General features: G+C 43.4%; 10 protein-coding genes. 7 read left to right on the forward strand and 3 right to left on the reverse strand.

Annotated elements, in window-relative coordinates; translation table 11 throughout:
- Nucleotides 1-3 precede the first annotated feature (3 nt).
- From C505_RS0117270 to rpe, 6 genes are read left to right on the forward strand one after another with little or no spacing between them, the layout of a single operon-like run.
- Complete coding sequence (locus tag C505_RS0117270) at nucleotides 4-567, forward strand: Maf family protein (RefSeq protein ID WP_018693887.1); 564 nt, start codon at nucleotides 4-6, stop codon at nucleotides 565-567.
- Nucleotides 567-2,039: a ribonuclease G gene (rng, locus tag C505_RS0117275; protein WP_018693888.1), complete on the forward strand. Its 1,473-nt coding sequence runs from the start codon at nucleotides 567-569 to the stop codon at nucleotides 2,037-2,039. The genes C505_RS0117270 and rng overlap by 1 nt, the downstream gene beginning before the upstream one ends.
- On the forward strand, nucleotides 2,039-5,872 hold the full coding sequence (locus tag C505_RS0117280) for a YhdP family protein (RefSeq protein ID WP_157369169.1): 3,834 nt from the start codon (nucleotides 2,039-2,041) through the stop codon (nucleotides 5,870-5,872). Before rng ends, C505_RS0117280 begins: the two co-directional genes overlap by 1 nt.
- 9 nt (nucleotides 5,873-5,881) lie before the next feature.
- On the forward strand, nucleotides 5,882-6,724 hold the full coding sequence (locus C505_RS0117285) for a carbon-nitrogen hydrolase family protein (protein ID WP_018693890.1): 843 nt from the start codon (nucleotides 5,882-5,884) through the stop codon (nucleotides 6,722-6,724).
- 16 nt (nucleotides 6,725-6,740) lie between these two features.
- Nucleotides 6,741-8,183 carry a metalloprotease TldD gene (gene tldD, locus C505_RS0117290; protein WP_018693891.1) on the forward strand — a complete coding sequence of 481 codons (1,443 nt, stop codon included), beginning with the start codon at nucleotides 6,741-6,743 and terminating at the stop codon, nucleotides 8,181-8,183.
- A 20-nt stretch (nucleotides 8,184-8,203) separates the two neighbouring features.
- Nucleotides 8,204-8,866: a ribulose-phosphate 3-epimerase gene (gene rpe, locus C505_RS0117295; protein ID WP_026318058.1), complete on the forward strand. Its 663-nt coding sequence runs from the start codon at nucleotides 8,204-8,206 to the stop codon at nucleotides 8,864-8,866.
- 70 nt (nucleotides 8,867-8,936) lie between these two features.
- Here the strand turns inward: rpe and C505_RS0117300 are convergent, their stop codons facing one another.
- From C505_RS0117300 to C505_RS0117310, 3 genes are read right to left on the reverse strand one after another with little or no spacing between them, the layout of a single operon-like run.
- On the reverse strand, nucleotides 8,937-10,238 hold the full coding sequence (locus tag C505_RS0117300) for a TRAP transporter large permease (protein ID WP_018693893.1): 1,302 nt from the start codon (nucleotides 10,236-10,238) through the stop codon (nucleotides 8,937-8,939).
- A complete protein-coding gene (locus tag C505_RS22815) occupies nucleotides 10,226-10,792 on the reverse strand; it encodes a TRAP transporter small permease (RefSeq protein ID WP_018693894.1) in 567 nt (188 codons plus the stop codon). The genes C505_RS0117300 and C505_RS22815 overlap by 13 nt, the downstream gene beginning before the upstream one ends.
- The gene (locus tag C505_RS0117310) at nucleotides 10,785-11,783 is read right to left on the reverse strand and encodes a TRAP transporter substrate-binding protein (protein ID WP_018693895.1); all 999 of its coding nucleotides are present in this window, start codon (nucleotides 11,781-11,783) and stop codon (nucleotides 10,785-10,787) included. The genes C505_RS22815 and C505_RS0117310 overlap by 8 nt, the downstream gene beginning before the upstream one ends.
- 290 nt (nucleotides 11,784-12,073) lie before the next feature.
- On the opposite strand from C505_RS0117310, the gene trpS reads away from it, so the two are divergent.
- Nucleotides 12,074-13,078, forward strand: a complete 1,005-nt coding sequence (gene trpS / locus C505_RS0117315; protein WP_018693896.1) for a tryptophan--tRNA ligase — start codon at nucleotides 12,074-12,076, stop codon at nucleotides 13,076-13,078.
- The last annotated feature ends 34 nt before the right edge of the window (nucleotides 13,079-13,112 follow it).

Raw genomic sequence — 13,112 nt, forward strand, 5'->3', positions numbered from 1 at the left:
TTTATGATTTATTTAGCGTCGTCTTCTCCTCGACGCAGGGAGCTTTTGGCATTACTTGATGTGCCGTTTGAAGTGATCTCGGCAGATATTGACGAATCTATCCTGAGTAAAGAAACACCGGAAGAACATGTCACGCGTTTAGCTTGTGAAAAATCTCAAGCAGTACTGGCTCAATTACCTGAAAATACTATTGTCATTGGTGCGGATACGATTGTTGTTGTTGATGGTGAGGTTTTGGGCAAACCTAAAAATCAGGCGCATGCAATTGAAATGCTGACGAAGCTATCCGGACGTCAGCATCAGACAATGACAGCAGTCGCAGTGTCAAAAAATGACATCACACGGCGACGATGTGTGATCACGGATGTATCTTTTCGCCAGATACAAGAAGATGAAATGATCCGATATTGGGAAAGCGGTGAACCACAAGATAAAGCCGGAGCCTATGGTATTCAGGGCCGCGCCAGCCGTTTTATTTCAAGAATTGAAGGTAGTTATCATGCGGTGATGGGGCTACCAATGATGGAAACGGAACAACTTCTCAAAGACATTCAACAGGAGGCATGATGAGTGTTGAATTGCTGATCAATGTCACCCCCAGTGAAACCCGAGTTGCTTTGGTTGAAAATGGGGTATTACAGGAAGTTCATTTGGAGCGTGAGCGGAATCGCGGCATTGTCGGCAATATATATCTCGGCAAGGTCAGCAGGGTCTTACCGGGCATGCAGGCCGCATTTGTGAACATTGGAATGGAAAAGGCGGCTTTTCTCCATGCCTCAGATATCATTTTTCACGAAGAATATGGTGAAGAGATTGCAGAGCAACGAAGCCTGCAAACTCGTGATATTCGTGATTTAGTTCGTGAAGGACAATATATTCTCGTCCAAGTTGTAAAGGATCCACTTGGCACAAAAGGTGCGCGTCTGACAACTGATATTACACTGCCTTCGCGCTACCTTGTCTTTATGCCGGACTCCAGTCATGTCGGTGTATCTCAGCGAATTGAAGATGAAGCGGAACGTGAGCGTCTCAAAGGCATTGTTGAGCAGTATTGCTCGGATCAAGGTGGTTTTATCATTCGCACCGCAGCAGAAGGAGTCGGTGAGGACGAACTCAAGCAAGATACGATTTTCCTCAGTAAACTGTGGGCAAAGCTTGTCAAAAAGAAAAAGAAAACGCGAAAAGAAGGGATCATCTACCAAGATCTCAATCTTGCTTACCGAATTTTGCGTGATTTTGTCGGGGCTGAGCTAGAACAAATTCGCATTGACTCAAAACTTACTTATCAGCAACTCCATGCATTTACAGAAGAATTTGTACCTGAGCTGACGGAGCGCATGTCTTATTACCCGGGCGAGCGTCCTATTTTCGATTTATTTAATGTAGAAACGGAAATTCAAAAAGCGCTGGAGCGGAAGGTCGAATTAAAATCAGGCGGCTATCTGATCATCGATCAAACGGAAGCGATGACGACGATTGATGTGAATACTGGCGCGTTTGTTGGGCATCGTGCGCTCGAAGAAACTATCTTTAATACGAATATTGAGGCGACTCAGGCAATCGCCAGGCAGCTTCGATTGCGGAACCTTGGTGGGATCATCATTATCGACTTTATTGATATGCAAAGTGAAGACCACCGTCGCCGAGTTTTAAATGGATTAGAGTTGGCGCTTCATCGGGATCGGGCCAAAACAAATATCAATGGATTTTCAGCGCTTGGCCTTGTAGAAATGACACGAAAGCGGACAAGGGAAAGCTTGGAGCATATTCTTTGTGATGAATGTGTTGTTTGTAAAGGGCGAGGGAGTTTAAAAACAGTCGAAACAGTTTGCTTCGAGATCTTGAGAGAAATTGTCCGAGTGAATCGCGCTTATGATGCAGATAAGTTTGTTGTGTATTCTGCACCTTCAGTTTCTGAAGCACTCTTAAATGACGAGTTTCACAGCCTCGGAGAGTTGGAACTGTTTATCGGAAAACAAATCAAAGTACAATCAGAGTCTTTATATACTCAAGAGCAGTTTGATGTGGTGATGATGTAGTGCAAAATCCAATCAGTATGTATCAAACGTTTTCAAAGCGCTTCATGTATTTTTTAGCCGTTGTGGTTGTGTTTATTGCTTTTTGTGTTGCGTTGTTGAAAATTGCACTCCCTCGTGTCGATTATTATCGAGAGTCGATCGAGTCCATGTTGAGCGCCCGTGTTGATGCGAATGTAAAAATCGGAAAAATTGATGCGCGCTGGATGGGATATGGGCCTTCAATTTCTTTGGAAGATGTCCTTGTTCATCCAAAACAAGGGGATGCTTTTCAACTTCGTTTTCAAAAAGCAAAAGCTGAGATTAACTTTTGGCAATCCCTTTTTCATGCACAACTCATTTCCGAAAATGTATCATTGACCGGGATCAACCTTGAACTGGATACGGTTTCACAGAAACAAGATGAAGACGAGCCTCACGAGTCCAATGATTTGTTCCAGCAACTTGAGAACTTGTTCCTCCAGCAGTTTGATCGATTTTCGATTTATGACAGTGTATTGCAGTTCCGTCATGGTAAACAAAAAGCGAAGCGTTTTCTGATTGATGAATTGCTTTGGTACAACAAAGAAGGTCATCACCAAGGTGTTGGCAAGCTCAATGTTGAAGGAAATGAAGAGAATCAACTCGATTTTATTCTCGACTTGCATGGTAAAAATAAACGTAAGCTGAGTGGGAAATTATATGTGAATGCCGACCAGCTTCGTATGGGCAGTGTGATCCAGCGTTTTTTTCCTCAATTGGCACACATTCAGGCGCTTTCTCTCTCTCTTTCGGCCTGGATGAATATTGAGGATGGTAAAGCAACATCCTTGTTGATTGATCTAGGAAATAGTCACCTGCGTTGGCTGGATGGAGAAGCATCTCATCAACTCACAACACAAACCGGTCAGATTTATCTCGCTGCCAATGAAGACGTCACCCAATGGCAATTACAAAGCTCTGAGCTTTTATTTCAAACGGATCAAAAGAACTGGCCAGCCATCCGAGTTGGTGGCAGCTTGAGTCATGATTCCAAGTCCGTTTGCGTACAGGGCCTTAGCTTTGTTGGTTTGGATCCGCTGGTGACTTTATTCCCGTTGACAGAAGAAACGAAAGCGCAAATCACCCAAATGGCATTATCTGGATCAATTTCTGATCTTTCACTGTTTCATAGTAAAGACTTCTTTGGTGGGCGTATACAGCTTAAGTATATGAGCTGGGCAACCGCTCATGAAATCCCTGGCGTTCAAAACCTCAATACAACGGTATGGTTTGATCAGTCTCAAGCTGCAGTGTCTGCTTTATTAAAGAATTCTCAGATTAATTATCCCTATGTCTTTACACGGGCGATCCCTGTTGACCTATTGCAATTGAATGCGAATATAGCCTGGGAGCAATCAGGTTGGCAATTGAAAGCCAGGCATATTCAGCTAACAAATAAGGAGCTGAAACTCTCTGGCCAGCTTGCCCTTGATTCGCAAAATTATATGAGTGCAAAGATGAGTCTCAAGGGCCTCGATGCATTACATGCGCGTCATTATTACTCAGAGTCATTCATGAGCCCTGCCTTGGTTGATTATTTGAACAATTCGATTCAAAAAGGTCAATTACAGCAGGTCAAAATGATTTGGGAAGGAAAATTTGCGGATTATCCTTTCGAAAAAAATCAGGGTGTATTTGATGTGGTGGGTGATCTTTCGGACATTGATATTCGTTTTGAGCCATCTTGGCCAACTATCACTGAAGCTGTCGGGAAACTACGTGTCCATAACTCCCGTTTAGATATTGGGGTAAAGAAAGCAACGTTAAATGGGTTTGTCGTCAGTAATGCTGCGAACTTATGGATTGAAGATCTGACAGAATCAGATTGGTTGAAGATCCGGATCAAGCATGATTTAGATCCACAATGGGCCATCAGTTATCTCAATGATACGCCGCTTGCGGATAGTGTTGGCGCAGCTCTGAACTTTATTCAACCTGTTGGTCGGGTCGATGCAGCGATTGATCTCGATGTGTCACTCATGGAAGGAAATGATGATGTGATTGCAAGTGGTGCAGTTCAATTCTCAGATTTGAATATTGGATTACCCGATCTACAGCTCCCTTTGACACAGGTAAAAGGTGGCGTTTCTTTCCATAATGCCAAGATTGAAGCGACCGATGTCGAAGCGATGCTTCAAGGGCTACCGCTCAAGTTTTCTATAAAGGGTGACCAACCGAAAGATGAGTATCGGGTTGATATCACCGCATCAGGTGCCTGGACTTGGGAGCAGGTCGATCACGCGATTGATCACCCGGCATTACAGTGGGTTTCTGGGGAACAGTCTTGGACATTGACTTTGGATACAACGCTTCCTGAAGAAGGATATCGGTATAACGCGACATTTGAAATGAATCTCGAAGACTCTGTTGTACAGCTTCCTGACCCATATTTTAAACTGGGAAATCAACCTTCGAGTTTATTGGTGACGATCCGTGGTGATGAAGTCTCGCAGCTGATCAGCGCGAACTGGGACGATCAACTTTATTTTAAAGGGATCTTGCCGAATGAAACGATGACAATCAAGCAGGCTCACTTGATCATGGGACCGGATGATTTGGGATTGCTTGGGGAAGAGTTTGTTGTCACAGTTGCACAACCTCAAATACTGCTAGAACCTTGGATCGACTTTATTCAATCCTTTGTAAAAGCATTACCTGAAAACGATGAACAAGGGATTATATCTGCCCCCGATCGGGTGGTTGGTCAGCAAAAAGCGCTGATTTATCAGGACATCACGTTTTTAAATACTAACTTTGAGTTGGAATTTTTTCCAAATGATTGGCGTCTTGCATTTACTTCCGATGAGGCCAAGTTTCACGCAAATATTATTCCAACTGGCGATGCTCGGAATATTGATATTGATGCGGAATTCGTTCATTTAAAATTACAGGAAAAAGTACACCCAAATCGCCAAGTAGATTACATCTATGATGCGGATTGGTATCAATCTTTACTTCCGACAACTTTCCATTGCCAATCATGCCGTATTGGTGACTATGATATTGGTGTGGTTGACCTCGTGATGACGCCACAACCAACCCTTGTTCAATTCGAAAAGCTTTCACTCAAGAAAGGGGCGCATCTTCTTGAAGCCACGGGAGAGTGGCATACACAAGGAAAGCAATATACACGCATTCAAGGTCGATTTGAGAGTCCAGATATTGGTAACTTGCTCACCGGACTTGGCTTTTCTTCGGGAATCAAAGATAGCGGAGCAGAAGCTGGTTTTGAGTTAAAGTGGGACGGTGCACCGGAGGGATTCCATTTTGAATCGTTAGATGGTGATGTGAGTTGGCGTTTAAGTGAAGGCTCACTTACAGAAGTCAGTGATAAAGGGGCGCGAGTCCTGTCTCTATTGAGTTTTGATTCCATCGTACGCAAACTCAGGTTTGATTTTCGGGATGTATTTTCGAAGGGGATGTTTTATTCGCAAATCACAGGGGATATGAGCATCGAAGATGGTTTAATGACGACGGATAACACAAAAATGGCAGCGTCAGCCGGAAATATGATCCTTGTGGGCAGCACGAACCTTTCCACGCAGACCTTAGATTATGATATTACTTTTTCACCCAACTATACTTCCAGTCTGCCACTCCTACTTGGGTTTATGGTCAATCCAGCGGCAGGACTGGCTGCCTTAGCCTTTGATGAAGTTCGTCAATCAACGGAAGTTGTTTCAGGTGTTCGTTTTCGGTTGACTGGAACCTTGGACGAACCAAAAATGGAACAAGTAAAACGTGAAACAAAAAGTGTTGAAGTCAATCAAAAACTAAAAGAAGCTGCAAAAGAACGCGTTGAAAAGGGGCGCTAGGTAAAATCAATGAGTCAAATTCATGTTTATGCATTGCAAATGACCTCGGGGCCTGATTTGGAGGCGAACTTCACAACGGTCGAACGTTTGCTCAGTGGCATGGCTGTTGCGCCAAGATCATTTGTTGTTCTACCAGAGTGTTTTTCTTATTTTGGAGGCAAGGAACAAACCAATTTGCAATTGATGGCATCGCTTGAAGAAAGTGTCATTGCGAAGCGGTTGTCTGCAATTGCAAAAACACATCAAATCTGGTTGGTTGGTGGGACTATACCCATCCAGTTTTCTAAACATGATACGCGATTTAGTGCGACATCTCTTTTATTTGACCCGGAAGGTGAATGCAAAGCACATTACGAGAAAATTCACCTATTTGATGTACAGGTCGATGATGGAACAGGAAGTTACCGCGAGTCAGAGACAACAAGTCCTGGTCAGCGGATTGTGACTGCATCAATCTATGATGAATGGTGCTTGGGTATGTCGGTTTGCTATGATGTTCGTTTCCCCGGGCTCTACCAAAGTTTACGAAAGCAGGGAGCCAATATCCTCAGTGTTCCAAGTGCTTTTACTCATGTCACAGGTAAAGCGCATTGGGAAACACTGATTCGTGCAAGAGCAATAGAAACACAAAGTTTTGTGATTGCTGCGAATCAAACCGGAAAGCACAGTAATGGACGAGAAACATATGGCCATAGCCTCATTGTTTCTCCATGGGGTGAGATATTGGCGCAAGCTGACGAAAGACCCCAAGTGATTGAAGCCAAACTAGACTTTGATATTGTACAAAATGTAAGGCAAAAGATGCCAATCCTGGCGCATAATCAGTTTAGCGCTATACAGAATAATCTTTGAAGGTAATCAAAATAGAATGCAAGTTGAACAACAACTCCTGAAGGCACATGGCCTGGATGAACAAGCGCTGCAAGACACGCTCTCGTCTATGCATCATCATTCAATTGATTATGCCGATCTTTATTTTCAATCCTCACGCCAGGAAAGCTGGATGTTGGAAGATGGGTTAATTAAAGAAGGAAATTACAATATAGAGTGCGGTGTTGGTGTTCGCGCAGTCAGTGGTGAAAAGACAGGATTCTCATATAGTGATGAAATTTCTCCATTTGCATTGGAACAATCCGCACTTGCAGCAAGGAGTATTGCTCAGGCAGGTGAGCAAGGTCAGGTTCAAGCATTTCGACGCCAACAGGTTCCGAATATTTTTCAAAGTCTGGATCCATTAGAGACTTTGACACAAGAACAAAAAATGTCCCTGTTGCGTGAGGCGGAAGCTTATATTCGTTCAAAGGTTCCTGATGTTGTGCAAGTGATGGTCAGCCTTTCCGGAGTTTATGAAGAAGTTCTTATTGCTGCAAGTGATGGGACTTATGCAACCGATATTCGTCCTCTGGTTCGCATGAATTGTTCCGTCCTGCTTGAAAAAAATGGCCGGAAGGAGCGAGGCAGTGCAGGGGGTGGTGGCCGGACAGGTTACGAATTCTTTCTAGAGAAAGAAAATGGAAAAGAACGCTTTTTGCAATATGCGGATGAAGCAATCCGTCAAGCTGAAGTCAATCTTATTGCACAAGATGCACCTGCTGGCTTAATGCCGGTTGTCCTTGGCTCCGGTTGGCCTGGTGTACTACTTCATGAAGCCGTGGGCCACGGTTTGGAAGGCGACTTCAATCGTAAAGGTGCTTCTGCGTTTAGTGGCAGAGTAGGTGAACAAGTTGCTTCAACTCTGTGCACAGTGGTTGATGATGGGACATTGTCCGATCGCCGAGGTTCCCTCAATATTGATGACGAAGGTGTCCCAGGTCAATATAACGTTCTCATCGAAAATGGCATCCTGAAAGGCTATATGCAGGATAAGCAAAATGCGCGTTTAATGGACGTTGCACCGACCGGTAATGGTCGCAGAGAGTCCTACGCCCACTTACCGATGCCAAGAATGACCAATACCTATATGTTACCTGGCCAAGATTCGCCAGAGGATATTATCGCCTCAGTGAAGAAAGGTGTATATGCGCCGAACTTTGGCGGTGGTCAAGTTGATATTACCTCGGGTAAGTTTGTGTTCACTGCCTCAGAAGCGTATCTCATTGAGGATGGTCAAGTAACTCAGCCGATCCGAGGTGCAACGCTCATTGGTAATGGCCCTGAAGTGATGCAGCAAATCTCAATGGTTGGCAATGATCTTTCATTAGATAAAGGGGTAGGCGTCTGTGGTAAAGATGGCCAGAGTGTTCCGGTTGGTGTTGGTCAGCCGACACTGAAGATTGATGAGTTGACTGTGGGTGGCACGAGTCAGCAGTAACTAAAGACAAAGGTATTATTTTGAAAGACTTTTTGATTGCGCCTTCCATTTTATCAGCCGACTTGGCGCGTTTAGGTGATGATGTCTCAGCTGTTTTAGAAGCGGGTGCGGATGTCATTCATTTTGATGTGATGGATAACCATTATGTGCCTAACCTCACTTTTGGGCCTTCTGTGTGTCAGGCGCTTCGTGATTATGGGGTCACCGCTCCCATTGATGTTCATCTGATGGTTCAGCCTGTTGATGCCATCATTCCTATGTTTGCAGATGCGGGTGCAGATATCATTACCTTTCACCCGGAAGCTTCACAACATGTTGATCGAACCATTCAGCTCATTAAAAGTCATGGTTGTAAGGCCGGTCTTGTATTAAACCCAGCAACGTCCTTGGATTGCCTCGACTACACGTTGGACAATCTGGACGTTGTTTTGTTGATGTCAGTCAATCCAGGATTTGGTGGGCAGTCATTCATCCCCAGCACACTGGATAAATTGCAAGCGGTAAGAAAACGAATTGAGGCGACTGGCAAAGATATCCGCTTGGAAATAGATGGTGGTGTCAAAGTCGATAATATCCGAGAAATCGCGGATGCAGGCGCAGATATGTTTGTTGCAGGCTCTGCCATATTTGGTCAGTCAGACTATCGAGAAGTGATTTCTCAAATGAGAAAAGAACTCAGCTAGTTTCTTTGGCATGAATCGAAAAAACTTTTCAATTCATGCCTGAAAATCTTATCGAGCAGTGACAGTGAGGTTATTTTGACATCTGTTGCGGTAAATAAGTCGCGATTTGCGGGAAGAGAACCAAAATACCAATCATCAATAGCATGATGAAAAACATTGGGAGGGCGGTTTTCGCAATATAACTCATCGGCTTTTTAGTCATGCCTTGCATGACAAAAAGATTGAAACCAACGGGCGGTGTCACTTGGGCCATTTCTACAACAATCACAAGAAATACGCCAAACCATACGATATCAATCCCAGCTTGACGGATCATGGGCTCCACAATAGCCATTGTGAGCACGACTGCAGAAATCCCATCTAAGAACATCCCAAGAATGATGTAGAACACCGTTAATGCGGCAATCAGAGCAATTGGTGACAATGCGAAGGAATTAATCCATGCTGCGGCTTGGGAAGGTAGGCCTGTAAATCCTATGGCCAGCGTTAAAAATGCAGCGCCTGTCAGGATCAAACCAATCATACAACTGGTTTTTGTTGCACTCAGAATGCTTTGAAGAAATGCTTCTCGTGTGAGAAATCCTTGACTTTTGGCTAAGCATAATGCACCAAACACACCAATTGCGGCAGACTCAGTGGCGGTTGCAAGTCCCGAATAAATTGCGGCGATCACAAATCCAATGAGTAAAAGAACAGGTAGTAATAAATTGAGATGGTTGAACTTCTCTCGCCAAGATAATTGCTTCTTAGCGGCTGGGATCTGTTGATGATTGATTAAAGACCAAATCATGATGTATCCCATAAACAAACTGGCGAGAAGGAGGCCGGGGAATATACCTGCCATAAACAGTTTTGATATTGAAGTATTGACCGTGACACCATAGACAATGAAGATCAATGATGGCGGGATCATCAATCCAAGTGTTGAAGAGCCGACTAATGTTCCAAAAACCATAAAAGGTGGGTAGCCACGTTTCATCAGCTCAGGCATTGCAATTTTGCCGACGGTGGATAAGGTCGCCGCGGAAGAGCCTGATACAGCTGCAAATATTGTGCTGCCTAGAACATTTGTATGTAATAAACGCCCTGGTAATGGCTCCATCCAGGGAAATAGACCTTGAAATAGATCTTTGGATAAGCGTGTTCGAAACAATATTTCACCCATCCAAATAAATAACGGTAATGCGGTAAGAGACCAACTCGAAGCTGAAGACCACATCGCAGTGAACATAGCATCACCAATTGGTCTTGTTGTTAGTAATGACATACTGATATAAGCAGTACCAATCAGTGCTAAGCCAACCCATACTCCTGAAGCAAGCAAAACAACTAAGCACAGCAAGCATATCATCAGTGCATTCATTGTATCCATGATGTGCGCTCCCTCTCTGGCATTGATTTTTCAACATGTGAACGTACCATGCGGATCACTACCGACAACGTTCGATCCCATAATGCAACCGAGAAAATGAGTACGCCAATTGCGAGTGTTAGTTGCGGGATCCATAAGTGCGTTGCATCTTGCCCTTGCGAAATATCAAGAAAATAATAAGAAAGGTATACATTTCGGAAAAAATACCATGTCATATATGTCGTGATAAGCGCACCACATAAAGCACACCAGAATGCGACGATATGAGTCACTTTTTTGGGAGTAATATGGAGAAGGAAATGCACTCTGATATGTGCGTTATGTTGAAATGTATACGCGAGAGAAAGAAAAAACGATGCAGCCATGGCATACCCGGCATAGTTTGTTGCACCAGGAAAAGGGATACCAGCCCATCGACCTATCATTTGTATCATGACAATGATAAATAACAAGAACAGACAAAAGGCGCCGAGATAGCCAGAGAGAAGATATACGGTATCCAGTCCGTTTCTGAGAGTTTGGGATTTTGATTTGGGATTGAAGGATTTATTCATTGATCGCTTTTTCAAATGCAAGTTTAATAAATTGCCCATCCAGGCCTGTTTTTTGTAACCACTCTTTCTCCATTTTTTTACCAATTTTCTCAAAGTCACTTTTCAGTTGTTTGTTTGGTGTATGTACATTCATACCTTGTTTCTTGAGTTGTGCTGTATACCAATTGGATAAGCGTTCAGCATTCGCTTGGCCAGACTGTTCAGCCATATAGGCGACACCTTTGACAATCAGGCGTGTTTTTAAATCAAGTTTCTCCCATGCTTGTTTATTGACGAATATATAGTTTCTTGGAAGCCATACTTTTGCATCATTCCAGAAATTCAGATACTCCCAAACTTTCCGATCATATCCAGTTGCACTGGAGGACAAAAATGAATCTGCAATACCTGTTTCAAGCGCTTGCGTCAGTTCTGAAGCTTCAATTTGAAGTGGGATTGCACCAGAGAGTTCAGCCATCCTTGCAGTTGCACTGTTGTATGAGCGTAGCTTTAAGCCTTTGAGGTTTTGGATGGACTTAATTTCTGTTTTTGTATAAAAACCTGTTGGTGGCCATGGCACAGAATATAGAAGAACTAAATTTTGCTTTAAGAGAACTTTTTCTAAGATAGGACGTGCTGCATTCATGAGTTTCTCACTTTCTTCAAACGAATCCACAAGAAAGGGAATAGAATCAAAAGCGAATACTGCATTTTCATTTGCATGCGCGGAAAGTAAACGCTCTCCGATTTGAACTTGCCCAGTTTGTACGGCGCGTTTGATCGTATCTCCTTTGTATAAAGCCCCACCACTGTGGACTTGAATGACTAATTTACTACCAGTCGCAATTTTCACTGCATGGGTAAAGTCTCTGATATTTTGCGTATGAAAGCTGCTCTCATGGTAAGCCGTGGGCATATCCCATTTCACTTTGCCAGAAGCGCTGAAGTGAAAAAACAACAAAAATAGAGCGAGGATAATTGTTTGATAATTTGCATACTGATCAAAGCGCATGATTGAGTCCTTCATTTTGATCAAGGGAATAAAAATCTGTACCCATTATGTTTAATTAGTAGAGTCAAATCCATAAAATTTTTTGGTTCAATAATCAAGGTTCACTTTTTTTCCACCTTTTTTCTTTATTCCTCATGGATAAAACAGGCTTCTCAAGCCATGCCATTTGAAGTGGAGGATCGTTTTTGATGCCTCTATGAACAAAGTGGTACATAGTGTTATACTGCGGCGATGCGGTGGTGTACCGTATTTGTATTTTCGAATTTATAACACGGGATAGAGTAACAATTATGTCAAAACCAGTCGTACTAAGTGGCGTACAGCCTTCTGGAGAACTCACGATAGGAAACTACATTGGTGCTTTGCGTCAGTGGAATACGATGTTGGATAGCCATAACTGTCACTTTATGCTGGTCGATCTTCACTCGATCACTGTTCGTCAGGAAGCGGAAAAGCTTCAAAAAGCCACTTTAGATACACTTGCACTCTATATTGCATGTGGCATTGACCCGGAAAAGGCAACCATCTTTGTTCAGTCACATGTCCCTGAGCATGCGCAATTAGCTTGGGTGCTGAATTGCTATACCCAAATGGGTGAGTTGAGCCGGATGACACAGTTTAAAGACAAGTCACAACAGCATGCGAATAATATCAACTCTGGACTATTCAATTATCCAGTCCTGATGGCGGCTGATATTCTGCTTTATGATGCCGATGATGTGCCAGTTGGAAATGACCAGAAACAACATCTTGAGTTGACACGTGACGTTGCTGTGCGTTTCAACAATATTTATGGTGACGTGTTTAAAGTGCCTGAGCCACGTATCCCGGAAGTGGGTGCGCGTATTATGAGCCTTCAGGAGCCAGCAAAGAAAATGTCAAAGTCAGATGAGAATCCAAATAATTTCATTGGATTACTTGAAGACCCTAAAAAAGTAGCCAAAAAGCTTAAGCGAGCGGTGACGGATTCTGACGAACAGGCAAGAATTTACTTTGACGTTGAAGAAAAACCAGGTGTTTCAAATCTTCTGACGATCTTGTCGTGCACTACAGGGCGTTCAATTGAATCATTAGTCCCTGAATACGAAGACAAAATGTATGGTCACTTGAAAACAGATACAGCAGATGCAGTTGTATCAATGTTAGAACCGTTACAAGCACGCTTTAATGAGATCCGCGAAGATCGTGCTTACCTTGATCAAGTGATGCGTCAAGGTGCTCAAGCTGCATCGGTACGTGCAAATCGTGTACTCAAACGCGTTTACGATGCGGTTGGATTCGTTCCTAAGCCTTAGCCATTATGATCTGCCTTGCTTTGTGGCAGGGCAG

Source organism: Algicola sagamiensis DSM 14643 (assembly GCF_000374485.1).
Classification (GTDB): Bacteria; Pseudomonadota; Gammaproteobacteria; order Enterobacterales; family Alteromonadaceae; genus Algicola; species Algicola sagamiensis.

Excerpts from the sequence above, each read along its gene's own strand:
- C505_RS0117270 (WP_018693887.1), top strand. The coding sequence starts at position 4 with ATGATTTATTTAGCGTCGTCTTCTCCTCGACGCAGGGAGCTTTTGGCA.
- rng (WP_018693888.1), top strand. The coding sequence starts at position 567 with ATGAGTGTTGAATTGCTGATCAATGTCACCCCCAGTGAAACCCGAGTT.
- C505_RS0117285 (WP_018693890.1), top strand. The coding sequence starts at position 5,882 with ATGAGTCAAATTCATGTTTATGCATTGCAAATGACCTCGGGGCCTGAT.
- tldD (WP_018693891.1), top strand. The coding sequence starts at position 6,741 with ATGCAAGTTGAACAACAACTCCTGAAGGCACATGGCCTGGATGAACAA.
- C505_RS0117300 (WP_018693893.1), bottom strand. The coding sequence starts at position 10,238 with ATGGATACAATGAATGCACTGATGATATGCTTGCTGTGCTTAGTTGTT.
- C505_RS22815 (WP_018693894.1), bottom strand. The coding sequence starts at position 10,792 with ATGAATAAATCCTTCAATCCCAAATCAAAATCCCAAACTCTCAGAAAC.
- C505_RS0117310 (WP_018693895.1), bottom strand. The coding sequence starts at position 11,783 with ATGCGCTTTGATCAGTATGCAAATTATCAAACAATTATCCTCGCTCTA.
- trpS (WP_018693896.1), top strand. The coding sequence starts at position 12,074 with ATGTCAAAACCAGTCGTACTAAGTGGCGTACAGCCTTCTGGAGAACTC.